The organism is Bacillus cereus group sp. MYBKT111-2 (assembly GCF_051915205.1).
Lineage (GTDB): Bacteria > Bacillota > Bacilli > Bacillales > Bacillaceae_G > Bacillus_A > Bacillus_A paranthracis.
Window position 1 is genome coordinate 91403 of the sequence record NZ_JBQAEG010000006.1, and the last position, 26118, is coordinate 117520.

Here is a 26118-nt window from a genome sequence, read left to right on the forward strand (position 1 = left end):
TCATCTACTACCGATTGCGGACACTCACTAATCGGGTGTTTAATGGCCATGTTTTTTTTATCTATCTCTCTTTGCTTCAGCTGAATTTTGAGGTGAGGGGTCTTACTGCCCTCAAATAGTCGGATAAGTATTTTACTTTTTGGGAATGATGAAGGAGAATTTTTACACGAAAGTATTTTACTTATACAATTCACACATGTAAAATGATGTGTAAAGACAGCTGTGTAAGGAGGACTTCTTGTGGGCAAGGTGAAAGAAATTTCGAAGCGAAAGCTACTTGGTATAGCGGGGCTTGGATGGTTATTTGATGCAATGGATGTTGGAATGCTTTCATTTGTAATGGTAGCGCTGCAAAAAGATTGGGGATTAAGTACCCAAGAAATGGGCTGGATAGGCAGTATTAATTCAATTGGTATGGCGGTCGGGGCGCTCGTTTTTGGAATACTATCAGATAAAATAGGGCGGAAATCAGTCTTTATTATTACATTATTATTATTTTCTATCGGTAGTGGTTTAACGGCTTTAACGACGACACTGGCTATGTTCCTTGTTTTACGATTTTTAATTGGTATGGGGCTTGGTGGAGAACTTCCAGTTGCTTCTACATTAGTATCGGAGAGTGTTGAAGCACATGAACGTGGCAAAATAGTTGTGCTATTAGAAAGTTTTTGGGCAGGTGGATGGCTAATCGCAGCTCTGATCTCGTATTTTGTTATACCGAAATATGGTTGGGAAGTTGCGATGATATTGAGTGCGGTTCCGGCGCTATATGCTTTATATTTAAGATGGAATTTACCGGATTCTCCAAGATTCCAAAAGGTTGAAAAAAGGCCATCCGTTATCGAAAATATAAAGTCAGTTTGGTCTGGGGAATATCGTAAGGCAACAATTATGTTATGGATTTTATGGTTTTCTGTTGTATTCTCCTATTATGGCATGTTTCTTTGGTTACCTAGTGTAATGGTATTAAAAGGATTTAGTTTAATAAAAAGTTTCCAATACGTACTTATTATGACGTTAGCTCAATTACCAGGTTATTTCACAGCTGCTTGGTTTATTGAACGTCTTGGTCGTAAGTTTGTTTTAGTTACGTATTTAATTGGTACAGCTTGCAGTGCTTACTTATTTGGAGTGGCAGAGTCATTAACGGTATTAATCGTAGCAGGCATGTTACTATCATTCTTTAATTTAGGTGCTTGGGGTGCATTATATGCTTATACACCTGAACAATACCCAACAGTTATTCGTGGTACAGGTGCAGGGATGGCGGCAGCATTCGGTCGTATTGGTGGTATTCTTGGACCGCTATTAGTAGGATATTTAGTTGCTTTACAGGCTTCACTATCACTAATATTTACGATTTTCTGTGGATCAATTTTAATAGGCGTATTTGCCGTAATTATACTTGGGCAAGAAACGAAACAACGAGAATTAGTATAAGGTAAAACTTTAATCGGTAAGTGATCTCAATTATTGGTCCGTACCAATTATGTTTTAGAGTAGTAAAACTAAGAGCCCATGTTTTCTCATTCAGTGGGTTTTACTGCCTACAAATAACGGAAAAAAGGGCAGGGGGAACCATGATGGTTCCCTTTTTTCTGTTTTTTTAGATAAATAATGGTATAGTAAGAAAAAGGGAATGTTCCTTATAAAAGCGAATGTATACAACAAGACATACGGACAAAAGAATTAGGTGGTTGAAGAAATGAAAATTTTACTGATCATGGAAGATGCAGAAGAGCGAAGAAGTTTAGTTGAAAAATTTACTGAAAATATAAGGAATGTAGAATGTTTTGAAGCAAATACAGGAACAGAATCATTATTTATGATGAAGAAGCATACACCAGATTTTGTTTTTTTAAATTCAAAATTACTAGATGGAACGGGTTTTGAATATGCGAGTTTATTACGGGAAGTAAATTGTTATACGAAATTTATTTTTATGGGTGAAGATATAGAAGAGTCCATTACAGCATTTCGTTTTCAAGCAGTTTATTATTTACTACGCCCATTTCGCGAGGAAGATTTGCAATTCCTTTTATATAGAATGGCTAAAGAGCAAGGTGAGAAAGCAAAGAGCTATTTGCGTAAACTACCGATAGAAGGTCAAGAGGGGATTCGGTATATTTTCCCTGAAGATATTGTATATGTAAGCAAAAATAAGGAAAACAAAACAGTTTCAATTTATACAACAAATAATCAGTATATTTCAACATATACACTCCAGGAGCTAGAAAATAAGCTAAATGCATATGATTTTTTACGTGTGCATAAAAGTTATTTAATTAATATGTCATATGTACAAGAGTTAAAGCCTTACTATAATGGCACATATAATCTGTATTTAGATAAATATGATGAGCAACCGATTCCAGTAAGTCGTAATTATGTGAAACGACTTCGAAATAAAATTGAATTATAGTAGATAATGCGAATTTTTTAACATGATAAACTAAAAATCCTTCATGATAGGGAGGATTCAAGTTAAATATTCAGAAAATTTAGTACAATCCCACTAAGAAATAGTATTGGGGGGATTGTATGTGAGAACATTGAAGTCGATTTTACTTTGGGGAGTTACTGCAGCAGTAGGAGCCGGGGCTTTTGGTGTAATAGCTTTATCACAAGGTGAAACTATTAATGCTGTATGGCTCTTAGTAGCTGCGGTATGTGTGTATGCAGTTGCTTATCGCTTTTATAGTAGATTTATAGCGAGAAAGGTATTCGGTTTAGATAATAATCGACAAACGCCAGCTCATACATTAAATGATGGAAAAGATTATGTTCCGACAAATAAATGGGTATTATTTGGGCATCATTTTGCAGCAATCGCTGGGGCTGGTCCTTTAGTAGGACCGATTTTGGCGGCACAAATGGGATATTTGCCAGGGACAATATGGATTATTGTAGGGGTAGTTGTCGCTGGAGCTGTGCAAGATTTTGTCATTTTATTTGCTTCGATGAGACGTAATGGTAAATCTCTCGGTGAAATGATTAAAGATGAGATTGGTCCTGTTACAGGACTTATTGCAATGATTGGTATTTTAGGCATTATGATTATTTTATTAGCAGTATTAGCATTAGTAGTAGTAAAGGCGCTTGTCGGAAGCCCTTGGGGAATGTTTACGATAGCAGCAACGATTCCTATTGCTATTTTAATGGGAGTATATATGCGCTACATTAGGCCTGGACGGGTTGGTGAAGGGTCAGTAATTGGAATTATCCTACTTATACTGTCTCTTATTGGAGGGCAGTATGTAGCGGAAAATCCAGCGCTTGCAAGCATGTTCACGTTTAGCGGAGAAACAATTGCTATAATGCTTATTGTATATGGATTTATCGCATCGGCATTACCAGTTTGGATGCTTTTAGCACCACGTGATTATTTAAGTACATTTTTAAAAGTCGGAACAATTGTAGGATTAGCAATCGGTATTTTAATTGTAGCACCAGATTTACAAATGCCAGCAGTTTCGAAATTTATTGATGGAACTGGTCCTGTGTTCTCTGGAAACTTATTCCCGTTCTTATTTATTACTATTGCTTGTGGTGCAGTGTCTGGATTCCATGCTCTTGTTTCATCAGGTACGACGCCGAAGATGATTGAGCAAGAGGGACACGCACAGCCAATCGGTTATGGAGCAATGTTAATGGAGTCGTTTGTAGCGGCGATGGCGATGATTGCAGCTTGTGTATTAACACCGGGAACGTATTTTGCAATTAATAGTCCCGCAGCACTTATCGGTACAGATGTCTCGCAGGCAGCTCAAGTTATTTCCTCATGGGGATTTGCTATTACACCAAATGAACTAAAAGATCTCGCTGTAAACGTTGGAGAGCAAACGATTTTATCACGTACAGGTGGTGCACCAACGTTAGCGATAGGTATGGCATATATTTTCTCAAAAGTAATAGGTGGAACGGCCATGATGGCATTTTGGTATCATTTTGCGATTCTCTTTGAAGCGTTATTCATTTTAACAACGATTGATGCTGGAACGCGCGTAGGTCGATTTATGATTCAAGATATTTTAGGGCATGTATATAAGCCATTTGGGAAAACGGATTCTACATTAGCGAATGTAATAGCTACAACGTTATGTGTGTTAGGATGGGGTTATTTCTTATATCAAGGGGTAGTTGATCCGCTTGGTGGAATTAATACATTATGGCCACTTTTCGGTATTGCAAATCAAATGTTAGCAGGTATTGCGTTATTACTTGGAACGACAATTTTGTTCAAAATGGGAAAAAAGGCATATGTTTGGGTGACGCTTATTCCAACTGTCGGATTGCTTATTGTAACGATGACGGCGGGTTATCAAAAGCTATTTCATGAAAACCCTAAAATAGGATTTCTATCCCACGCAAAGGTGTTTCAAGGAGCATTAGATGAGGGGAAAGTGTTAGCGCCAGCTAAAAATGTGGCTCAAATGAAGCAAATTATTTTCAATGATTATATTGATGCGGCACTTTGTGGAATTTTTATGATCGTTGTAATCGCTGTATTAATTTCTGCAATTCGAATTTGGATTCAAGTATTAAGAAATAAGCCGATGCCGCTAAAAGAGGCACCATATATCCCTAAAGATGAAAGTGAGTCGAGGAACTATGCTTAAAAGACTACGGAAAGTATGGGGACAAAGGAAACACTTTATTAGCTTACTTGTTGGGGTACCAAGCTATGAAACATATGTAGAGCATATGAAAAAGCATCATCCAGAAAAAGAAGTTGTATGTCAAAAACAATTTTTTGCAGAAGCGCAAGAAGCTAGATTTAATGCAAAGGGTGGAAAGATATCGCGCTGTTGTTAGTGAAAAGGACGAATTTTCGTCCTTTTTATTTTTTGCTGTTTCACGTGGAACAGCAAAAAATAAATAAAAATCTTTGGGAATTATAGGGATTTCGTATACAATAAAATAAGGAAAGGGATAGATAGAAAAGTAGGGAGATTATTTTATGTTAAGGGACTTATTTGTAAACACAACAATTATTCTTTCCTTTATTTTTATTGGAGGTCAGCTTTTAAGAGATAAACCGTTAAAAGAAGAGTTCTCTTTTTGGCAGAAATGTGTAGTAGGTATTTTTACTGGAATATTAAGTGTACTGTTGATGTACTTTGGCGTACATATTGGGGATATTATGTTAGATCTACGCTATTTAGCTGTTATTTTGGCAATTATAATTGGAGGTCCGATAGCTAGTAGTATAACAGTTACGATTATTTTAATTACCCGATTATTTTTAACCGAGTACTCTTTAGCCTCTGAATTGGCTTGTTATACTATTGTATTGATAGGTATTGGGGTTACTTTCATTTGGCGGATGAAAGCTTCTATATTTATAAGGTGGATCTGGTTTAATGTATATAGTTTATCTATTTTAATAGTGCCACTTTCCATGCTATTTAAAGATATGTCTATAGTAGCATTATATTTAGCTTGTAGTAGTGTTGCAGCATATATCACATTTATAAGCGCGAATTATGTATTGCAATCCAATGAGTTATTTCAAAAGATGAAGCAATATGCAACGATAGATGCATTGACAGGGTTAGGAAACGTAAGGCAGTTTGATTTAGAAATGAATCATCATATTGGTAATAAGCGCATGAAAAATGATTCACTTTGTTTACTACTTATAGATATTGATCATTTTAAGTCTGTAAACGATACGTACGGGCATCCTGCAGGAGATGAAGTATTAAAACAAATAGGGCGTATTTTACGAGAAGTTTCAACGTTTCCAGATTTGGCTTTTCGAAAGGGTGGAGAGGAGTTCGCGCTTCTTATACCAAAGAAGGGATTAGCTTACGGAATGCGTATGGGGGAACAAGTTCGCGCAGCTGTTGAAAAACATTCATTCCAATTGTTAGATGGAACAAAAATAAAAATTACAGTTTCAGTAGGAATTTCAGTATATGAACAATCACCAGAGCAATTTATTCAAGCTGCTGATGATGCATTATATTACTCCAAAAGAAATGGTAGAAATCAGGTTAGTTCTGCATCTTAAAGATAAGATGACCAGAAGAGCTTATAAATAAAAACACCCACAGAGAGGGAAAATACACACTCTGTGGGTGTTTTTATTTATAGGTTAGACAAGCTCTTTTGATACAACGAATTTACGATATGCACCGTGATGTGTTGGGCCTACGTATTCGTTGATCTTGAATGAATAACGGATAGCAGCTGTGATAAATTCTTTAGCAGTTTTTACTGCTTCTTTCACAGGTTTTCCTTTTGCAAGTTCTGCTGTAATTGCAGCAGAATATGTGCAACCTGCGCCGTGTGTATTTGTCGTATCAATTTTTTCTGATTCTAGAATGTCGAATGTCTCTCCATCATATAGGACGTCGATTGCAGTTTCGGTACCAAGCTTGCTACCGCCTTTAATTAGGACATATTTCGCACCTAAAGCATGGATTTTTTTCGCTGCTTCTTTCATGTCTTCAAGAGAATTAATCTTTACGCCACTTAATTGGTAAGCTTCAAATAAGTTTGGTGTGACAACTAATGCCTTTGGAACAAGAACGTCACGTAAGCAATCATTCGTTTCAGGATGTAATGCTTCATCAGCACCTTTACATACCATAACAGGGTCAACTACTACATTTTTGAAATTATGTTTTTCGATTGTTTCTGCAACCATTTCAATAATTTCTACCGATCCAAGCATACCTGTTTTTAAAGCATCTACGCCAACGCCCTCAATTGTCGTTTCTAATTGTGGTTTTAATGTAGAAGCTGGGATTGGGAATACGTTATGTGCCCAACCGTTATGTGGATCCATCGTTACGATTGTCGTAAGAGATGTCATTCCGTACACACCAAGTTCTTGGAATGTTTTTAAATCTGCTTGTATACCAGCACCGCCACTTGTGTCAGAACCAGCGATAGTAAGTGCTTTATTTAATGTCATTATGAAAAGCCCCCTCAGGTGATATAATGAAAACTATGTTTTCACCATTATATCAATGTTACGAATAAGTACAAAGTGAAAAGTAGATGATTTATGTTAGGAACTATGTAAAATCTTGTATGTAGGAGACGAATTATGTTTCAAGAGAATCGTACAAATGAATTAGTTATATTAAAAGAGATTGCAGAAACACTAAACACATCAAATGATACATATCATGTATTGCAAGCAGTGCTAGAAAAATTACTTAGTGTAACAGGTTTAACGACAGGATGGATATTTCTTGCGGATGAAAATGGTAGATATACAAAATTAATTGATTATCAATTACCAGAGGCACTTACATATGAAAACAAACGCCCGATGTGTGAAGGGGAATGTTGGTGTTTACGTGGCTTTGTGGAAGGAAAACTAGAGCGAGCTGTTAATATTATTGAATGTAAAAGAATTAATAATGCAATTGAATATAATTGGGGAGATACAGAAGGAATTCTTCATCATGCTACTGTTCCTTTAAAGGCTGGAGGGGAGAAATTTGGTTTGTTAAATGTGGCAAGCCCAGGTAAAACACATTTTTCAGAAGAGGAATTAGTATTGCTTCAAGCAGTTGCTTTTCAAATTGGGACAGCTTTAAAACGAGCAAAGTTATATGAAAATGAAAAGCGAAGAGCGCATTATTATGTGAAATTAGAACGATTTATTCAAGTTTTAAGAACGATTCATCAATTTAATATATTACCTGAAAAAGTTGTAGATCAATTAGGTGAAGTGTTTCAGTGGAATCAAGTCGCGTTCTTTATTAGGGAAGAGAAAGAATTATCCTTGCGGGCATCTTATTGCCAGGAAGAATGGCAGGAGGATATAAAAGAAGCAGCGAAAGAAGCGTTAGAAAAAGGTGAACCTATTTTATTAAACGATCAAATCAGTCATAAGATTGCCTCTAATAGGACGGTTATCGCCACCCCAATACAGATTCAAACTCACATATTTGGTGTTTTATGTGTTAGTTCAAATAATGGTGAATTTGATGTAAATACGTTAGATGTACTTCAAGCAATAACAAATCATATTTCTTTCGTGATAGAAAATTTAAGGTTAAATGAGCAACGACGTGAACTCGTACGAATGGAAGAAAGAAATCGATTAGCAAGGGACTTACATGACTCTGTTTCACAAAAGCTATTTTCGTTAACCTTTATGACAAAAGGCGCTGAGGCGGTTTTAAAAGGTCAAAACGAAAAAGTGGATCGATCTTTGCATGACATGCGTGAACTAGCGCAAGGAGCTTTAAAAGAAATGAGGACGTTAATTTGGCAATTACGTCCAGCGGGTTTGGAGAAAGGATTATTACCAGCTTTAAAGCAATATGGTGAAAGTTTGGGATTGAAAATTCGAGAACAAGTTACAGGTGTCCGTGATTTGCCACGCGTAGTAGAGGAAGCGCTATGGAGAATTGGACAAGAAGCTTTAAATAATGTAAGTAAGCATGCAAATGTTAGAGAAGCGACGATTTATTTCAAAGTGACGGAGAAGAATGTATCGTTAGAAATAGTCGATCAAGGAACCGGCTTCGTAGAAAAGGATATAAAAGAGAAGAAATCACTTGGCATGACTACGATGCGAGAAAGAGTAGAATTAGTCGGTGGAACAATTAAAATTGTAAGTGATAAGAAAAGGACAAGTGTAAAAGTAAACGTACCATTATGATGTGAAAATGAGGGAAGTTTGTGAAAATAAAAGTATTGTTAGTTGATGATCATACAGTCGTTTTAAAAGGATTAGCATTTTTCTTAAGTACACAGGAAGATATAGAGTTAGTTGGAGAAGCAAGTAATGGGAAAGAGGCACTAATGAAAGTAGGGGAGACGAATCCTGATGTTGTACTAATGGATTTATATATGCCCGAAATGGATGGCGTTGAGGCGACAGCGTGTATTAAAAAAGAATATCCGGATGTGAAAGTAATTGTATTAACTAGCTTTTCTGATCAGGCGCATGTGTTACCAGCATTAAGGGCTGGAGCAAGCGGGTATATTTTAAAAGATGTAGAACCGGATCAGCTTGTTGAGGCTATTCGAAGTGCATATAAAGGTAATATTCAATTACATCCTGATATAGCAAATGCTCTTCTCTCTCAAACATTACCTGTAGAAGAAAAGGAAGAAGAGCCTTCTATTCAAGTGGATGTGTTAACAGCGAGAGAAAATGAAGTATTGCAGCTATTAGCGAAAGGGATGAGTAATAAAGAAATCGCTTCTGTTTTAGTTATTACGGAAAAAACGGTAAAAGCTCATGTAAGTAGTATTTTGAGTAAGTTGAATTTATCTGATCGTACGCAAGCAGCATTATATGCAGTAAAAAATGGAATTGTATAAGACGAAAGTCGTAAGACCTAGTTCGCCTTTAGAAGGTGGACTTTTTTTATGGAAAAATACGTCTATGTGAGGACGAAATTGTCTCGATATGAAGATAAAATATGTTTTGTAAGCAACAAACAACAATTACAAGGGATACCTTTTTTAAAAGCATATAACAACAGAAGAGCTAGTAATAGGAGGAAAACATAATGACAAAAGTTTTATTCGTAAAAGCAAACAACCGTCCAGCGGAACAAGCAGTTAGTGTGAAATTATATGAAGCGTTTTTAGCAAGTTACAAAGAAGCGCATCCAAATGATACAGTAGTAGAACTTGATTTATATAAAGAAGAATTACCATACGTAGGCGTAGACATGATTAATGGTACATTCAAAGCAGGTAAAGGATTTGATTTAACAGAAGAAGAAGCAAAAGCAGTAGCAGTTGCTGATAAGTATTTAAATCAATTTTTAGAAGCTGATAAAGTCGTTTTCGGTTTCCCATTATGGAACTTAACGATTCCAGCAGTGTTACACACATATATTGATTATTTAAACCGTGCTGGTAAAACGTTTAAATATACGCCAGAAGGTCCAGTTGGTCTAATTGGAGATAAGAAGATTGCATTATTAAACGCGCGCGGCGGTGTATACTCTGAAGGTCCAGCAGCAGAAGTAGAAATGGCTGTTAAATATGTAGCAAGCATGATGGGCTTCTTCGGCGCAACAAACATGGAAACAGTAGTTATTGAAGGACATAACCAATTCCCAGATAAAGCAGAAGAAATCATTACAGCTGGTCTTGAAGAAGCAGCTAAAGTAGCAAGTAAATTTTAATTGAAAATAGAATCGTCACTCAAAAAAGTAGCATTAACAGATAAACGTTAATGCTGCTTTTTTATATTTTAAGTTCGTCAGCTAGTTTTTCTAACTGAATTCGATCTTGTATGTAATAGGTTCTTCCATCTTTCTTTAAGTAATTTTGTTGGCAAAATTGGTTTAATACATATAAAAGGTGACGGTAACTAACATTTAAGTATTCCGAAACCTCAGTATGTTTTTCTATATAACTGTTATTTTGTTCTGTTAATAGAATAAACGCCGCTAATCGATTTTCGAACGGATAACTATTATTTTTAGCATAACTTTCTGTTCGGGTAATGGTTTTCTCACCGATAAATTTGCATAGTTTCTGTAGAAAGGTAGCATCTTGTAACAAAAGATGCTGACAATCTTTAAGAGGAAGCGCTAAGCATATACAATCTTCCATTACTTCCACCGTTTTCGTAACAGATTCTACGCCAATTAATCCTAATTCCCCAATGAACGAAGGTGCCTGAATAAAGTTAATCAAGGAGACCTTTCCGTTTTTGTGACTCATATATATTTTTGCTTTCCCAGAAATTAAGTAATAAAGATAAGGAACATCGACCCCTTCATTACATATCTTTTCTCTCTTCTGAAAGGAATGTAGTTCAGCATACGGTAAGATATCAAAAGAAAAAAGAGTATGGAAATTGTAAGTTTGTATGTAATGAGAGATTTCTTCGCTATTTCTGCTGACTTTCATGTTTTCACCTCATGTTTAGTATGAGATATCTCCTATTATTTTTACAAGAAAGAATGATACGATTTACGTAAATTTGTTTTTGTAGAAAAGAGAGTGTGAAGGGCTTATGAAAAAATATAAAACATTATTATTCGATGTAGATGATACATTGTTGGATTTTCAAAAGGCAGAAAAATCGGCATTACGTATGCTTTTTGAAGAGAAAGGGATGTCTCTCACTAGCGAGATTGAAGCGCAATATAAAAAAATTAATAAAAGTCTTTGGACTGCTTTTGAAGAAGGTGAAATAAATCGTGATGAAGTTGTAAATACACGATTTTCAATTTTGTTTAAAGAATACGGGGAAGAAGTAGATGGGATATTATTCGAAAATAATTATCGCAGTTACTTAGAAGAAGGAAATCAGCTCATGGAAGGTGCTTTACAATTTATAAATCAAATTCAAAGTGAGTACGATTTATATATAGTGACAAACGGTATTTCTAAGACGCAAGATAAACGATTACGTAATGCAGGGTTACATGCCTTGTTTCAAGATATTTTCGTTTCTGAAGATACAGGTTATCAAAAGCCGATGAAAGAGTATTTTGATTATGTTTTTGAAAGGATTCCTAACTTTGTTCCTGAAGAAGGGCTCATTATTGGGGATTCGTTAAGCGCTGATATGAAAGGTGGATATGTAGCGGGAATTGATACTTGTTGGTTTAATCCAGAAAGGAAATTAAATGATAGTGGGATTATACCGACATATGAAGTGCATAATTTTGAGGAGTTATATGCATTATTGAAGCAACATGTGTAATGAGAATAGGCAGTGGAACTTTTGTCCACACTGCCTATTTTTTAATTTGTAGTTTCGTTATGTTTTGGAAGTGGAAATGCATTTCCGATAGTAGCTGCCCCAAGCATTGGTAATAGTAAATTAAGCGGAGGTTTTAAAAGGTCTTTTTCAAATGGATATAGAATATATTTCTTTTGTTATGCACATTAAGTTCTTTGTGTTTAATTTAGAACATTCAGAAAAACTAATTGACATTAGGAAATTATTGCTATAAAATCAACGGTAATTGCATAGTCTTATCAAGAAAAGGTGGAGGGACAGGCCCGATGAAACCTTGGCAACAGCCGTATAACGGAATTGTGCCAAATCCTGCAGGTAATAATCCTGAAAGATAAGAAAGAGCCTTTAGAGCGTGTTTTCAAACTGCTCCTTTCTTGTTTTCAGGAAAGGAGCAGTTTTTTATTTTGTATAAAAGAAAGGAGAATGAGAAATGGGAGAATCATGGGGAAAAGGAACGATTTGTGTGCAAGGTGGCTATACGCCAAAGAATGGTGAACCGCGTGTTTTGCCGCTTTATCAAAGTACAACGTATAAATACGACACTTCGGATGATTTAGCGGCACTATTTAATTTAGAGGCAGAAGGATATATATACACGCGTATTGGAAATCCTACTTTAGCTGCATTTGAGCAAAAGTTAGCGGATTTAGAGGGTGGTGTAGGTGCTGTTGCAACGGCTTCTGGGCAAGCTGCTATTATGCTTGCTGTTTTAAATATTTGTAGTAGCGGAGACCACTTGCTTTGTTCTTCCACAGTTTATGGCGGGACGTTTAATTTATTTGGGGTGAGTTTGCGTAAGCTTGGCATTGATGTTACGTTCTTTAATCCAAATTTAACAGCTGATGAAATTGTGGCCCTTGCTAATGATAAGACAAAACTTGTTTATGCAGAATCGCTAGGAAATCCAGCGATGAACGTTTTAAATTTCAAAGAACTTTCAGATGCAGCGAAAGAGTTGGAAGTACCTTTTATCGTGGATAATACATTAGCAACTCCTTATTTATGCCAAGCATTTGAACATGGAGCAAATATTATCGTTCATTCTACGACGAAATATATTGATGGTCATGCAAGTTCGTTAGGTGGCATTGTAATTGACGGAGGGAACTTCGATTGGACAAACGGGCAATATCCTGAACTAGTTGAACCGGATCCAAGTTATCACGGCGTAAGTTACGTTCAAAATTTTGGTGCAGCAGCTTATATTGTGAAGGCACGTGTTCAATTATTAAGAGACTACGGAAACTGTATGAGCCCATTTAATGCGTATATTAGCAATATTGGCTTAGAAACATTGCATTTACGAATGGAGCGTCATAGTGAAAATGCTCTTGCAGTTGCTAAATGGCTTGCTGATCATGAACGTATTGAATGGGTGAATTATCCGGGATTAAATAGTAATGAAAATTATTCGTTAGCACAAAAGTATTTGAAAAAAGGTGCGAGTGGTGTTTTAACATTCGGCATTAAGGGAGGATTAGAAGCAGCAAAAGAATTTATCGCAAATGTAAAACTAGCAACTCTCGTAACGCATGTAGCTGATGCACGAACTTGCGTTATACATCCTGCTAGTACAACGCATAGACAATTAAGTGCCGAAGATCAGCGCTTAGCTGGCGTCACATCAGATTTAATTCGTTTATCAGTTGGTATAGAAGATGTTTCGGATATTATTGCAGATTTAGAAGCAGCGCTAGTCGGAGGCAAACAACATGCCGATCATAATTGATAAAGATTTGCCAGCTCGCAAAGTGTTGCAGGAGGAAAATATTTTTGTAATGACAAAAGAGCGAGCAGAAACACAAGATATTCGGGCATTGAAAATTGCTATATTAAATTTAATGCCTACAAAGCAAGAAACAGAAGCGCAATTACTTCGTTTAATTGGAAATACACCGTTGCAATTAGATGTTCATTTACTTCATATGGAATCGCATTTGTCTCGTAATGTTGCACAGGAACATTTAACGAGTTTCTATAAAACATTCCGTGATATTGAGAATGAGAAATTTGATGGACTCATTATTACAGGAGCACCAGTTGAAACCCTTTCATTTGAAGAGGTAGATTATTGGGAAGAGCTTAAACGTATTATGGAGTATTCAAAAACGAATGTAACATCTACGCTTCATATTTGCTGGGGGGCACAGGCTGGTTTGTATCATCATTATGGCGTTCAAAAGTATCCTCTTAAGGAAAAAATGTTCGGTGTATTTGAACATGAAGTTCGTGAGCAACATGTGAAATTGTTACAAGGGTTTGATGAGTTATTTTTTGCCCCGCATTCTCGTCATACGGAAGTACGAGAGAGTGACATTAGAGAAGTGAAGGAGTTAACGTTATTAGCCAACTCTGAGGAAGCGGGCGTTCATCTTGTTATTGGGCAAGAAGGAAGACAAGTGTTTGCGCTCGGTCATAGTGAATATAGTTGTGATACGTTAAAGCAAGAATACGAACGGGACCGCCAAAAAGGGTTAAATATTGATGTGCCGAAAAACTATTTTAAGCATAATAATCCAAATGAGAAGCCGCTTGTAAGGTGGAGAAGCCATGGAAATCTATTATTCTCTAATTGGCTAAATTATTACGTGTATCAAGAAACCCCTTATGTATTATAAAAAAAGATTGTGTAACACGTGGCAACGTTTTCTCTGCAATGGTTAACTTATATTTTTCCGAATGTTCTAAAAATATTGTTTTTTAGATTTTTTACTCATATAATTTCATCTAAACACAATTTTTGAGGGGTGGACAGTATTATGAAAGAAATTCAAGTTGGCTTATTAGGTCTTGGGACAGTTGGTAGCGGTGTAGTTCGTATCATTACAGATCACCAAGAGCGACTTATACACCAAGTAGGTTGTCCTGTAAAAGTAACGAAAGTGCTAGTACAAAATATTGAAAAAGAGAGAGAAGTAGAGGTACCTTCTACTCTATTAACGCAAAATGCAAATGAAATTTTAGACAATCCAAACATCGACGTTGTCATCGAAGTAATGGGTGGCATTGACGATGCAAAAGCATATATTTTGCAAGCTTTACAAAGCGGGAAGCATGTTGTGACTGCCAATAAAGATTTAATGGCGTTACATGGGGCGGAACTCTTAGCGGTAGCAAAAGATAATAAAGCAGATTTGTTTTATGAAGCAAGTGTAGCCGGAGGGATTCCGATTTTACGAAGTATTGTAGAGGGACTTTCTTCAGATCTTATTACGAAAGTAATGGGAATTGTAAATGGAACGACAAATTTTATTTTGACGAAAATGTCAGATGAAGGGAGAGCATATAACGACGTGTTAAAAGAAGCCCAGCAACTTGGATTTGCAGAAGCGGATCCAACATCAGATGTAGAAGGTTTAGATGCAGCAAGAAAAATGACAATTTTGGCTACCCTTGGTTTCTCTACAAATGTAGAGCTTGGAGATGTGAAGGTAAAAGGGATTACTTCTATTACAGAGGAAGATATCGAATACAGTAAGAGTTTAGGTTACACGATTAAACTAATCGGTCTTGCGAAGCGAGATGGTGAAAAATTAGAGGTTACAGTTGAACCGACTTTACTTCCAAATACACATCCTCTTGCGGCCGTGCAAAATGAATATAACGCTGTATATGTGTATGGTGAAGCAGTTGGAGAAACGATGTTTTATGGACCAGGTGCAGGAAGTTTACCGACAGCAACAGCTGTTGTTTCCGATCTAGTAGCTGTAATGCAAAATATTAGATTAGGGGTAACAGGAAATAGTGCTGTAGTCCCGCAATATCAAAAAGTATTAAAAGAGCCAGACGAAATTGTTGTGAAGAAATTTTTAAGACTTCATGTGAAAGATGAAATTGGTGTATTTGCAAAAATTACTTCGTTATTCTCTGAGCGTGGCGTTAGCTTTGAAAAAATTATTCAAATGCCACTTGAAGAGAAAGGAAAAGCTGAAATTGTAATTGTAACGCATCGTGCTTCTCTTGCTGATTATGATTATATTCTATATACGTTGCAAGGGTATGAAGAAATAGATTGTTTGAAAGCAAATTACCGAATTGAAGGGGATGCAAAGTAGTATACCCTCTAAGAAAAAAACCTATTAAGCAGCTTGCTTAATAGGTTTTTTTCTATTCAAAATTTGCGTGCCAACTTGGATAAATGCTTGGATAATCCAGCCTGTTGTAAAGGATAAGATGATGGTTCCAAAATAGATAGGTCCATCTAATAAAAAGCTTAATGTTAAAAATAAAAATGCCAATGAAATTTCAGTTCTCCTAAATGTCCATTTTTTCTTCTCAGCAACTGTTAAAACGAAAGCTTCTTGCGGTGCTGCACAAAGGTTTGTAGAGACATAAAGACCAATTCCGGCTCCAACGAATAGATTTCCGCAAATAAGTGTTATATATTTTGGAAGAGAACGGACAGTGTCCATAATAGTTGTAATGGAACCAATCCAATCAACAAAAAGAGAGATAAGAACCATTGTTACGATTGTACCGATTGTAATTTGTCTTTTATTCCAAAAGAGGACGATAAGGGTAAAGGCAAAATTAATCATGAAAATCCAAAAACCGATACTTATCCCGAAATTTTGATATAGTGCAATAAAGAAGGAATCATAAGGGCTAAGTCCAAAGGAAGTAATGGTCGTCATCATATTAATACCGATGGCGAGAATGAGTAGACCACCAATGAAAAATATATATTCTAATTTGAATCGAAGCATAGTTGTATATCCTTTCAAAATGTATTTGCTAGGAAAGGATATATTGTGGAAAGCTTACCAGGTCAAGGGAGAATTTTTGCAGGGAAGGGGAAAATGAGATGACGAATATAAGAAAGATTGCTGAACTTGCTGGGGTATCTGTTTCAACTGTTTCACGTGTACTAAATAATCATCCATATGTGAATGAACAGAAGCGAAAAGAAATTTTAGCAATTATAGAAGAATTAAACTATACGCAAAATGTGAATGCAATTCATTTAGTGAAAGGAAAAACGAATGTAATTGGCGTTTTATTACCGCACGTTAATGATCAATATTATAGTGCCATTATTGAGGGAATATCAAAGGAAACAGCAAAGAATAATTATAATATGATGCTTTGTCAGACGAATTATAGCGAGGAAAGAGAATTAGAAATTTTGAATATGTTAAAAATGAAAAAGCTTGATGGGGTTATTATATGTTCTCGGGCAAATAGTAAGGAGAAGCTCGAAGAATATACGAAATTCGGCCCGATTGTTATGTGTGAAGAAATAGATTCAAAATGCATTTCAAGTGTACATGTTGATTACTATAAAGTGTTTTCACAAGGGATGAAAAACTTAATAGATGCTGGTCATACACGTATTGGGTATTGCATTGGAAGAAGTAATAGCATTAATAGCCAGAGAAGAAAACAAGCATATGCGGATTCACTTCAACAGATTGCTGAAAAACCGATAGGAACTTGGAAGTTTGAAGGCTGTTTTACGGTGGAAGATGGGCGTAATGTAATTAGGGAGTGGGCCTCTATGTCAGTAAAGCCAACTGCGTTTCTTGTATCTTGTAACCATATTGCAGCGGGAATGGTAACGGAGGCGAAAAAACAAAGAATTCGTATTCCAGAAGATGTTACGATTATCGGTTGTGATGATCAAGATGTAGCAGACATTTTAGGTATTACGACGATTTCATATTGTAGTAAAAATGTTGGCGTGAAGGCATTTGAATTATTATATGAAAAGATTAATGATGAGCAAATAGATGTAAAGCACGTGGAGTTATTACCAGAATTCGTAAAAAGGGAAACGACATAATAGATAAGGTGTGAAAATCGCTTTTCAAAATTGCGTTTGGTATAATTATGGACAATCTATGAGGGCTAAAAGGGGTTTTGATATGAGATCAAAAGTGGTAAAAGTAATTCTACTCATTACAATTGCATCTTTCTGTTTATTTGCATATGGCTTTGTTTCAGGTGTAAATGATGTATTAAATCCGAGAGCTTCAAATTTAATTAAAAAAACCGATGTAGTAGCAAAAGAGAAAAAGAAAACAGGAACGTTACAAATCGTTAGTTTAGGTGATTCATTAACACGCGGTGTTGGTGATAAAGAAGGAATTGGCTATATTGGACGAATGAAAGAAGATTTACAAAAAGATTATAAGCAAAAGGTTGCTTTAACGAACTTAGCTGTTAGTGGTGCGAAAATGCCTGACTTATTAAAACAAATTGAGAGTAATGGCGCTCAATATTCAATTAAACAAGCAGATGTAATCGTTTTAACGATTGGAGGAAATGATTTATTTCCGGGCTGGGAATCGCTTGGAAAGATAGATTTAGAAACATATCGTCCGGATACGGAAACATTCCAGAATGAAGCGAAGAAAATTATAGAAGAAATTCGTAAATTAAATACAGATAGCCCTATTTTTTGGCTAGGTTTATATAATCCCTTTGAAGATGTAGAAGATTTAAAGGGGTCTTCAAACATTGTTGTAGACTGGAATGCATCTTTAGAAAAGTTAGCGATAAATAATAAAAATGTGTATATTACACCGACATTTGATTTATTCCAAAATCGTGGGAAAGATTTATTATACTCCGATCATTTCCATCCGAATGAAGTAGGGTATACATATATGGCGGGCCGATTAGTTCAAAATGTTGTAAGTAAATTAAAACTAGAACAAGGAGGGGTAAAATGACAACGATACTTTCCGTACGAGACGTGAAGAAGGTAATTGGAAAGAAGACAATTGTAGAGAATATTTCCTTCGATGTAAAACAAGGAGAAGTGTTCGGCTTCCTAGGACCGAATGGCGCCGGAAAAACGACTACCATTCGAATGTTAGTCGGATTGATTAAAGAAACAGAAGGTACGATTTCTATCGGCGATTATTCTATTAAGGAAAATTTCAGGGAAGCGATGCGTCAAATTGGGAGTATCGTTGAAAACCCAGAACTGTATACATATTTAACAGGATGGGAAAATTTAAAACAATTTGCCCGTATGTTAGGTGGTATATCAGATGAACGTATTATTGAAATTGCTCACATGGTTCATTTGGATGAGAGAATTCATGATAAGGTAAAAACATACTCACTCGGTATGAAACAGCGCCTTGGCATTGCGCAAGCGCTTCTTGGAAATCCGAAACTACTCATATTAGATGAACCAACAAATGGTTTAGACCCAGCTGGAATTAGAGAGCTTAGGGAATTTATACATAAGCTTGTGAAAGAAGAAAATATGAGCGTGTTTATTTCAAGTCATTTGCTAAGCGAAGTACAAATGATATGCGATCGCGTTGCTATTATTCATAAAGGAAAAATGATAACAGTTGCCAAGGTTGAAGAGTTAATTAAAACAGCAAGTGATCGCGTAGAATGGATTGTTACACCAATTTCTAAGGCAAAGGATATGCTAGTAGATGCTGAGGAAGTAAGAGAAGTGAGTATAGAAGGTAATCGATTACTATGCCGGATGCATATTTCATCTATAAGTAATTGGAATAAAACCTTTGTAGAAAACGGGATAGATGTACATAGTGTTAAAGAGCTTGTGTTTACACTAGAAGATTTATTTATTGAACTCACAAGGGGTGAGCAGCATGCGTGAATTTGCGAATCTAGTTTTAAACGAATCGGAGAAAATTTATCGTAAGAAGCGTATTTTTGTTGTTATGCTTATTTTAGCAATCTTAATCCCGCTCTTCGTATATGCGCAGTATCGTGAAATAGAAACGACACAAAAAAGGCTAGGTACAACGGATTGGAAGGTTTCGCTGCAGCAACAAATTGTTGATTCTCAAAACCGTTTGAACAATTCTAGATTGCCAGAAGAATGGCGTGATTGGTTAAAGGTAAGAGTAGAGCAGCAACAATATTATTTAGATCATGATATTAATCCAATGGCACCAGGCGCACCAACTTTTGTAAGGGCATTTATTGAGCAAGGAATTACATTATTTATTCCACTTCTCGTCATGATTGTCGCCATTGATATTGTTTCAGGAGAACGAAGTGATGGAACGATGAAGATGTTACTTACTCGGCCGATTCGGCGCTGGAAAATACTCCTTAGTAAGTACGTGACGATGTTATTCTTCATTTCACTTATACTGCTTCTTGTAGGTGTGTTTGCATACATATTATCAGGGCTTGTATTTGGATACTCGGGATGGAATTTACCTGTTTTAACTGGGTTTATTATTGATAAGGAAACGTTAAATACGAATTTTGTACATCTTATTCCGCAATGGCAATATATCTTGATGGCGTATGGATTAGCTTGGTTTGTTGCTATCGTCGTCGGGACTATATCATTTATGGTTTCGGTTTTAATTCGAAATACACCAGCTGGGATGGGTGTTATGTTAGCGGCATTAATTGCAGGTGGCATTTTAAGCTCATTTGCAACATCTTGGGAAGGTGCGAAATATATTTTTAGTGTGAATTTATCATTAACAGATTATCTATCAGGGAAACTACCTGCATTACAAGGTTTATCGATGGGGTTTTCTTTAATGAATTTAACGGTTTGGGCAGTTGTTTCCCTTATTATTTCGTTCGTAGTATTTACAAAACAGGATATGGTGAATTAATTAGACAGGAAGTGACAGTATGGAAAATGTTTTAAAGAATGATTGGGGGCCATTATTGGCACCAGAATTTGAGAAAGAATATTATCGTAAGCTAGCTGATTTTTTGAAAGAAGAGTATAGTACACATGTTGTTTACCCAAAGAAAGAAGATATTTTTAACGCTCTAGAGTATACAAGTTATGAAAATACAAAGGTCGTTATTTTAGGACAAGATCCATATCATGGACCGAATCAAGCGCATGGTTTAAGCTTTTCTGTGCAACCCGGTATTAAAACGCCACCGTCGTTGTTAAATATGTATAAAGAACTTCGAAATGAATATGGGTATGATATTCCAAATAACGGTTATTTAGTAAAGTGGGCAGAGCAAGGCGTTTTATTATTAAATACTGTATTAACAGTTCGACAAGGTGAAGCAAATTCTCATAAGGGAAAAGGATGGGAGCATTTCACAGATCGCGTAATTGAGCTATTAAATGAACGTGAAAAGCCAGTTATTTTCATATTGTGGGGACGCCATGCACAGGCGAAGAAAAAATTAATTACAAATACGAAGCACCACATTATCGAATCTGTACATCCAAGCCCACTATCAGCAAGACGTGGTTTCTTCGGAAGTAAGCCATACTCTAAAGTAAATACGATTTTAGCTAATATGGGCGAGAGGGAAATTGATTGGGAAATTCCAAATTTGTAAATAAAAAAGGTAGTTAACAGTCGTTAACTACCTTTTCATTATTGTTGCTCATTCTTTAATTTTGCATCCAGTACAAACGTGCCAAATGGGATAACTGATGAAACGAATGCCCCAAGTGCCCATAAAATTGATTTACGGTGTACGATTGTTACTTGAATTACTGCGAAGATAAATAAAATAAATAAAACACCGTGAGCCATGCCTGTAATTTTAACAGCTGTTGCAAATCCTGCGAAATATTTTAATGGCATTGCTACAAATAATAGTAGTAGGAAAGAAATCCCCTCAATAAGTCCAATTGCTCTTAATCGTCCGATTGGTGTAGATAACATGTAAAATAGCCTCCCTTAACGTATGCTTGTTTATAGTAAATTTGTATTCTTTTTTAAAATAAAATAGTCTATTTTGTTTCATTATATACAAAAAGAAAGTTTACACTACGAGAATAGTGCAAAGTTCAAAATATAGTCACAAAAGCATGGTAATTTAAATAAAAACCTATTTGAAGTGTTTGACTTCAAATAGGTTTTATGAGTGGAAATATTAAACAAGTGCTTCTTTTTTTAGTACGAACTTCTCTACAACCTTTGCTACACCATCGTTCATATTTGTATCTGTTACATAGTTTGCAATTTCCTTAATATCATCAGGTGCATTGCCCATTGCGACACCAAGACCGGCGAATTCAATCATCGCCTGATCGTTATAGCTATCGCCCATTGCGATAACTTCTTCGCGCTTAATGCCAAGTTTTTGGATTAATTGGTTTAAGCTCGTTCCTTTTGTAACACCGGCTTCAGTAAATTCTAAGAAGAATGGTTTAGAACGCATAACGCTTAATTGTCCTTCTAGTTGTTTTTGTAATTTCTTTTCTACTTCAACAAGGCGTTCAGCTTCTTTATTCATTAATACTTTTACTACAGGCTCTTTAACAGCAGCTTTAAAGTCATCTACTACAACGATAGGCATACCAGTAATATCGCCCTCAATTTCAGTATAAGGATTATTTTCTTCCGTTACGATATCATCGCCTATATAAGTATGAATCCATACATCTTCAGTTTTACTAATTTCAAATAGGTTGTGAACGATTTCAGGAGATAGCGTACTACTAAAGATTTCTTCGTTTGTTTTACAGTTAATAATTTTTGCGCCATTAAAAGATAGAATGAAACTACCGTATTCCTCCAAACGAAGTTCTTTCGCCACATTGCGCATACCAAATGTTGGACGACCAGAAGCAAGTACAACTTTTACACCTTGTTCTTGTGCAGTCATTAGAGCTTCTTTCGTACGAGGTGAAATAGTATGGTCGTCACGTAATAAAGTATCATCTAAATCTAAAACAATCATTTTATAAGTCATATTGAAAATTCCCTTCTTTATTTAAATCAAATATATGTTCATGGAGATGTAAGAAATAATAGTAAGACATCGAACCTCTTTAAAAAGAAGTAGATTCATTTTTATGAGTGTTTTTCTCATCATATTAACTAATAATCAGTGGGGGGATGAAGAAAATCCCCACTGATTAAAGTTTCACTTTATCGTAACAACTCTAAAGGTAGAGTGCAATAATGGAAGTTTTCCAATTTACGATACTTGTTTTGTTGTCGAACGAGAAAATAGTATTTCTAGTAAGATTGCCATTACAGCCCCAAGAACGAGACCATTACTTAGGAATGAAGCTAGAAATGGTGGAAGCGTGGAATATGCTCCTGCTGGAACGAACATAACCCCAATTCCTGTGAAGATTGACAGACCCGCTACTTTAAATAATCGTTCTTTATCCTGTACTGTTTCGTATTCTCGAAAGGCGAGACCGATCATGCTTGCAAATACAGGGTAAATGGCAGCATAACCAACTGCAACTGGGATTGCCGCAAAGAATGAAGTGATCTTTGGGAATATACTAACGACAATAATAAAGCTTGACCCTAATATAAATGGGAGGCGTTTATAAATATTAGTCGTTGCAATAAAACCTGCTGATCCAGAAATAGCGACAGGTCCGATAGCCGAAAACAGGCCGCCTAGTAATTGATTGATTCCTGTTATAATACCGGCCTGTTTAAAACGATCTGATGCAGCATTTTCTTCATATTTAGAGACAACCTTTTGTACAACGCGAATACTTGCTAACATATTTGTTAGAAGTAAGAGTGTAACGAAAATGACCGTAATTACCATGTTCCATTCAACACGAGGCATTCCGAAAACAAATAAGGATGGAAAACGGATTATGTCTGTCACTGGTGTTATTGGATTGGATAATCCAAAGCATGCGAATAATATCCAGCCGCAAACGATACTGAAAAGAACAGAATATTGTCCGATAATAGGTAGCTTCATGATGAAAAAGGATAGTAAAATAACAATGAGTGAAAGAATAAATACGTTAGGTTGTACTTCTGTATGTTTTCCATCCAGGCCGAACATTCCTTTTAAGAAGGAACCACTAAGTTGTGCAACAAGAAGAAATAAGTACGTTCCAATGACTGTCGGTGTAAAATAGCGAACGAGTTTATCAATAAGTCCAAAAACGCTAAGAATAATACAAATGATACCGCTTAATAAGAAAGCGTATTGAAGAACTTTAAGTGTCTCATTGTTTGATCCAAATAATACGACACCTAAACTTGCATATAGGGAGAAAATTCCCCACCAAAGGCCAGCAGGACCTTCTTGAATAGGAAGTTTATGCCCAAATATAGCTTGTAAGAGACCAGCAAAGCCTAGAACAAATAATGTTCTTTGTACGAATGCGATAGCTTCAGCGCCATCAAGACCATAACTAGTTGCGACGCTAATTGGTACAATAAGACTCCCAGCTAAAATAAATAGTGCCCATTGTAAGGCGGAAAGAAATGTTTTCATTATATCAACCTCTTTCATAGATTCCGTATCTAGTATATATGTATTTCATTTCCACTGGCAAAGATTGTAGATAGAGAAAAGAGTTGAAACATGATATGAATGCACGTAAGCAATTATGGATAGCAGTTATATGTATGACTTTTGTTGTAATTCTAGGAACATTAGGATTTATGACAATTGAAGAGATTAGCTTATTTCAAGCATTTTGGATGACGATGATTACTGTATTAACGGTTGGATACGGAGACGCCATTCCTGTAACACATGCAGGAAAAGTTTTTGCGCTCCTTATCATACCGGTTGGAGTCGGTATTGTTACGTATGCAATTGGTGTAGTGGCAGCTATGATTATTGAAGGGAATTTATTTCATGCAGTACGGAGGAAGAAGATGGATAAACAAATAGCACAGTTACAAAATCATATTATCGTATGTGGTTGCGGTAGAGTAGGGCTACAAGTTGTACATGAATTGCAAGAAAAGAAGATCCCATTTGTCGTCGTGGATAAAGATGAAAGCATATTAGAGAAGGAAAAACTTTTATATGTACATGGAGATGCAACAGAAGACAAAGTGTTACAACATGCTGGAATTTCAAAGGCAGCTGGTTTAGTTGCTATCGTAGCAAATGACGCTGAAAATGTATTTATTACGTTAACTGCAAGAGGATTAAACGATGCAATTAAAATTGTGGCAAGAGCAGAAAAACCTGAAACCGAAGACAAGTTAAAGAGGGCTGGGGCAAATAAGGTGATTAATCCATCTAGTATGGCAGGGATTCATATTGCAAAAGGTATTGCGAATCCGTTAACAGTTCATTATATTGATACAGTACTGTATGGCGTGGAGCAGTCATTTGTAATTGAAGAAATTGCAGTAGGTAAGGGCTCTATTTTAACTAATAAATCGTTATTAGAGAGTGATGTTAGAAATCAATTTGATGTAACAATTTTAGCGATTTTGAGAAATGGAAATGTTATACATAATCCAACGGGGCAGGAAAAGTTGCAAGAACATGATATGATAATAGTATTTGGTTCAGTAGAGAAGCTGGGACAATTTGAGAAAGAACTACAAAGTACGAGGTGATAAGGGATGCAAATATCAAGCGATAAGATTTTAAATAAAATGGCGAATGAAATTGCAAAGGCAAAAAGTAGTGAAGGACAAAAATCAAAAGAACATGTATTAGTTGTGCGTGCTTTATGTGATTTATTATTAGATGAGCAAGTTGAATCTTCTACGTATAGAGAGCCACAAGTTCAATCACAAATAATTGGATCACAACCAATCACGATGCAACCAATTGCACCGGTTTCTAATGAGCCAGTATATATAAAAGAAAGTGATGCAAACGGTAATTCTTTATTTGATTTTTAGAGGATAAATCGTTTGGCTTATATGAAAAAATTGCTTATGATAAAAGTAAAAAAGGGGAATTAAGATGAAAATTTTCTTTTTACTAGGTTGTATTGCAGCGGGGCTATCTGTTGCGTTAGGGGCCTTCGGAGCACACGGTTTAGAAAATAAAGTTTCTGCAAAAATGTTAGAGGTTTGGAAAACAGGTGTTACATATCAAATGTTTCATGCGGGTGGACTATTTGTAGTTGCTTTATTGATGGATAAAATTCAATCATCACTCTTAACTACTGCTGGTTGGCTTATGGTAGCTGGGATCATTATGTTCTCGGGTAGTCTGTATGCATTAAGTACAACAGGTATTAAGTTCTTTGGTCCAATTACACCTCTTGGTGGTGTAGCGTTTATTGTGGCATGGATCTTAGTTGGAACTGCAGTTGTAAAAGGATTATAAAAAACAAAAGCTGGCATACGCCAGCTTTTTTTATGGTCTTGGAGCATAAGTTGCTTGTTGACTAGGCAAATACGTAATTTCTTCTGGGAATTCTACATAATCTAAGTAAATCATTAATAATAAATAACGTTTCCCTGATTGTGGCTCACTAATTACGATATGATCACGACCAGCCGCTTCGATAATACCCGTATAGGATTGTGTACCGAGTGAACTACCACGCTCATAAGTCATTACAACTGTGGCTTGCTTGCCCTTGTTCAAGCGAAGAATATTTTCAATATATGACTGTTCTAGAGGTAACATGCCTTGAGAAACAGCATATTGAGCTTGCGCAGCTTGTTGTTGCATTGCTTGCTGCTGTTGCTGTTGCTGTGGGGTCATTTGTTGCGGTTGTACGTAAGTTCCAGATGGTTGATAGAAACCTGTTCCGTAATACGGATTTTGTTGCTGTGCCATTCAAAAAT

At 36.0% G+C, this 26118-nt stretch carries 27 protein-coding genes and 1 riboswitch; of the genes, 20 read left to right on the top strand and 7 right to left on the bottom strand.

Annotation, left to right across the window (positions count from 1 at the left end; all coding sequences use genetic code 11):
* The first annotated feature begins 240 nt into the window (after positions 1-240).
* From ACTFNE_RS17905 to ACTFNE_RS17925, 5 genes are all read left to right on the top strand, one after another.
* Positions 241-1440, top strand: coding sequence for an MFS transporter (locus ACTFNE_RS17905; RefSeq protein ID WP_000521096.1), 1200 nt, complete (start codon positions 241-243; stop codon positions 1438-1440).
* A gap of 265 nt (positions 1441-1705) precedes the next feature.
* Positions 1706-2422 carry a LytR/AlgR family response regulator transcription factor gene (locus tag ACTFNE_RS17910; RefSeq protein WP_000698252.1) on the top strand — a complete coding sequence of 239 codons (717 nt, stop codon included), beginning with the start codon at positions 1706-1708 and terminating at the stop codon, positions 2420-2422.
* A 121-nt stretch (positions 2423-2543) separates the two neighbouring features.
* Positions 2544-4619 (top strand): carbon starvation protein CstA, encoded by a 2076-nt coding sequence (gene cstA, locus ACTFNE_RS17915; RefSeq protein ID WP_270705194.1) that lies wholly within the window; start codon positions 2544-2546, stop codon positions 4617-4619.
* Entirely contained in the window at positions 4612-4815 is a 204-nt protein-coding gene (locus ACTFNE_RS17920; RefSeq protein WP_270705195.1) for a YbdD/YjiX family protein, read from the top strand. The genes cstA and ACTFNE_RS17920 overlap by 8 nt, the downstream gene beginning before the upstream one ends.
* 145 nt (positions 4816-4960) lie before the next feature.
* Positions 4961-6016, top strand: coding sequence for a GGDEF domain-containing protein (locus tag ACTFNE_RS17925; RefSeq protein WP_270705196.1), 1056 nt, complete (start codon positions 4961-4963; stop codon positions 6014-6016).
* An 84-nt stretch (positions 6017-6100) separates the two neighbouring features.
* Here ACTFNE_RS17925 and pdxK read toward each other — a convergent pair whose 3' ends face one another.
* Positions 6101-6925, bottom strand: coding sequence for a pyridoxine/pyridoxal/pyridoxamine kinase (gene pdxK / locus ACTFNE_RS17930; protein WP_000174249.1), 825 nt, complete (start codon positions 6923-6925; stop codon positions 6101-6103).
* Positions 6926-7060: 135 nt separating this feature from the next.
* Between pdxK and ACTFNE_RS17935 the strand changes: the two genes are divergently transcribed.
* The 3 genes from ACTFNE_RS17935 (at position 7061) to ACTFNE_RS17945 (ending at position 10118) form a co-directional block, all read left to right on the top strand.
* Positions 7061-8632 carry a GAF domain-containing sensor histidine kinase gene (locus tag ACTFNE_RS17935; RefSeq protein WP_046197967.1) on the top strand — a complete coding sequence of 524 codons (1572 nt, stop codon included), beginning with the start codon at positions 7061-7063 and terminating at the stop codon, positions 8630-8632.
* Positions 8633-8652: 20 nt separating this feature from the next.
* On the top strand, positions 8653-9300 hold the full coding sequence (locus tag ACTFNE_RS17940; RefSeq protein WP_000695784.1) for a response regulator: 648 nt from the start codon (positions 8653-8655) through the stop codon (positions 9298-9300).
* 191 nt (positions 9301-9491) lie between these two features.
* The gene (locus tag ACTFNE_RS17945; protein ID WP_000170050.1) at positions 9492-10118 is read left to right on the top strand and encodes an FMN-dependent NADH-azoreductase; all 627 of its coding nucleotides are present in this window, start codon (positions 9492-9494) and stop codon (positions 10116-10118) included.
* Positions 10119-10179: 61 nt separating this feature from the next.
* On the opposite strand, the gene ACTFNE_RS17950 is transcribed toward ACTFNE_RS17945, so the two are convergent.
* Positions 10180-10851 (bottom strand): transcriptional regulator YeiL, encoded by a 672-nt coding sequence (locus ACTFNE_RS17950; RefSeq protein ID WP_000868836.1) that lies wholly within the window; start codon positions 10849-10851, stop codon positions 10180-10182.
* A gap of 106 nt (positions 10852-10957) precedes the next feature.
* Between ACTFNE_RS17950 and ACTFNE_RS17955 the strand changes: the two genes are divergently transcribed.
* The 4 genes from ACTFNE_RS17955 (at position 10958) to ACTFNE_RS17970 (ending at position 15747) form a co-directional block, all read left to right on the top strand.
* On the top strand, positions 10958-11653 hold the full coding sequence (locus tag ACTFNE_RS17955) for a YjjG family noncanonical pyrimidine nucleotidase (RefSeq protein ID WP_000760172.1): 696 nt from the start codon (positions 10958-10960) through the stop codon (positions 11651-11653).
* A gap of 272 nt (positions 11654-11925) precedes the next feature.
* A riboswitch (SAM riboswitch) is annotated at positions 11926-12030 on the top strand.
* 92 nt (positions 12031-12122) lie between these two features.
* Entirely contained in the window at positions 12123-13421 is a 1299-nt protein-coding gene (locus tag ACTFNE_RS17960) for a bifunctional O-acetylhomoserine aminocarboxypropyltransferase/cysteine synthase (protein WP_270705197.1), read from the top strand.
* Positions 13405-14310, top strand: a complete 906-nt coding sequence (gene metA / locus ACTFNE_RS17965; protein WP_270705198.1) for a homoserine O-acetyltransferase MetA — start codon at positions 13405-13407, stop codon at positions 14308-14310. The genes ACTFNE_RS17960 and metA overlap by 17 nt, the downstream gene beginning before the upstream one ends.
* 141 nt (positions 14311-14451) lie before the next feature.
* Positions 14452-15747, top strand: a complete 1296-nt coding sequence (locus ACTFNE_RS17970; RefSeq protein WP_270705199.1) for a homoserine dehydrogenase — start codon at positions 14452-14454, stop codon at positions 15745-15747.
* 24 nt (positions 15748-15771) lie between these two features.
* Here ACTFNE_RS17970 and ACTFNE_RS17975 read toward each other — a convergent pair whose 3' ends face one another.
* Positions 15772-16398 carry a YczE/YyaS/YitT family protein gene (locus tag ACTFNE_RS17975; RefSeq protein ID WP_270705200.1) on the bottom strand — a complete coding sequence of 209 codons (627 nt, stop codon included), beginning with the start codon at positions 16396-16398 and terminating at the stop codon, positions 15772-15774.
* A gap of 98 nt (positions 16399-16496) precedes the next feature.
* On the opposite strand from ACTFNE_RS17975, the gene ACTFNE_RS17980 reads away from it, so the two are divergent.
* The 5 genes from ACTFNE_RS17980 to ACTFNE_RS18000 are packed head-to-tail and all read left to right on the top strand — an operon-like array spanning position 16497 to position 20962.
* Complete coding sequence (locus ACTFNE_RS17980; protein ID WP_270705201.1) at positions 16497-17474, top strand: LacI family DNA-binding transcriptional regulator; 978 nt, start codon at positions 16497-16499, stop codon at positions 17472-17474.
* 10 nt (positions 17475-17484) lie between these two features.
* Positions 17485-18366: an SGNH/GDSL hydrolase family protein gene (locus tag ACTFNE_RS17985; protein ID WP_270705202.1), complete on the top strand. Its 882-nt coding sequence runs from the start codon at positions 17485-17487 to the stop codon at positions 18364-18366.
* Complete coding sequence (locus tag ACTFNE_RS17990) at positions 18363-19280, top strand: ABC transporter ATP-binding protein (RefSeq protein ID WP_270705203.1); 918 nt, start codon at positions 18363-18365, stop codon at positions 19278-19280. Before ACTFNE_RS17985 ends, ACTFNE_RS17990 begins: the two co-directional genes overlap by 4 nt.
* Complete coding sequence (locus ACTFNE_RS17995; RefSeq protein WP_270705204.1) at positions 19273-20265, top strand: ABC transporter permease subunit; 993 nt, start codon at positions 19273-19275, stop codon at positions 20263-20265. Before ACTFNE_RS17990 ends, ACTFNE_RS17995 begins: the two co-directional genes overlap by 8 nt.
* A gap of 19 nt (positions 20266-20284) precedes the next feature.
* Positions 20285-20962 (top strand): uracil-DNA glycosylase, encoded by a 678-nt coding sequence (locus ACTFNE_RS18000; RefSeq protein ID WP_270705205.1) that lies wholly within the window; start codon positions 20285-20287, stop codon positions 20960-20962.
* A gap of 38 nt (positions 20963-21000) precedes the next feature.
* On the opposite strand, the gene ACTFNE_RS18005 is transcribed toward ACTFNE_RS18000, so the two are convergent.
* From ACTFNE_RS18005 to ACTFNE_RS18015, 3 genes are all read right to left on the bottom strand, one after another.
* Positions 21001-21294 carry a DUF3817 domain-containing protein gene (locus tag ACTFNE_RS18005; protein ID WP_000953390.1) on the bottom strand — a complete coding sequence of 98 codons (294 nt, stop codon included), beginning with the start codon at positions 21292-21294 and terminating at the stop codon, positions 21001-21003.
* Positions 21295-21505: 211 nt separating this feature from the next.
* Positions 21506-22327, bottom strand: a complete 822-nt coding sequence (locus ACTFNE_RS18010) for a Cof-type HAD-IIB family hydrolase (RefSeq protein ID WP_000221376.1) — start codon at positions 22325-22327, stop codon at positions 21506-21508.
* A gap of 228 nt (positions 22328-22555) precedes the next feature.
* Positions 22556-23839, bottom strand: coding sequence for a purine/pyrimidine permease (locus ACTFNE_RS18015; protein WP_000847024.1), 1284 nt, complete (start codon positions 23837-23839; stop codon positions 22556-22558).
* Between the two features lie 95 nt (positions 23840-23934).
* Between ACTFNE_RS18015 and ACTFNE_RS18020 the strand changes: the two genes are divergently transcribed.
* From ACTFNE_RS18020 to ACTFNE_RS18030, 3 genes are all read left to right on the top strand, one after another.
* The gene (locus tag ACTFNE_RS18020; RefSeq protein ID WP_046197975.1) at positions 23935-24927 is read left to right on the top strand and encodes a potassium channel family protein; all 993 of its coding nucleotides are present in this window, start codon (positions 23935-23937) and stop codon (positions 24925-24927) included.
* 6 nt (positions 24928-24933) lie between these two features.
* Entirely contained in the window at positions 24934-25218 is a 285-nt protein-coding gene (locus ACTFNE_RS18025; protein ID WP_001167357.1) for a YwdI family protein, read from the top strand.
* Between the two features lie 64 nt (positions 25219-25282).
* The gene (locus ACTFNE_RS18030; protein ID WP_000688322.1) at positions 25283-25651 is read left to right on the top strand and encodes a DUF423 domain-containing protein; all 369 of its coding nucleotides are present in this window, start codon (positions 25283-25285) and stop codon (positions 25649-25651) included.
* Between the two features lie 30 nt (positions 25652-25681).
* Here ACTFNE_RS18030 and gerQ read toward each other — a convergent pair whose 3' ends face one another.
* Positions 25682-26110: a spore coat protein GerQ gene (gene gerQ, locus ACTFNE_RS18035; RefSeq protein WP_000068648.1), complete on the bottom strand. Its 429-nt coding sequence runs from the start codon at positions 26108-26110 to the stop codon at positions 25682-25684.
* Positions 26111-26118: the final 8 nt, after the last annotated feature.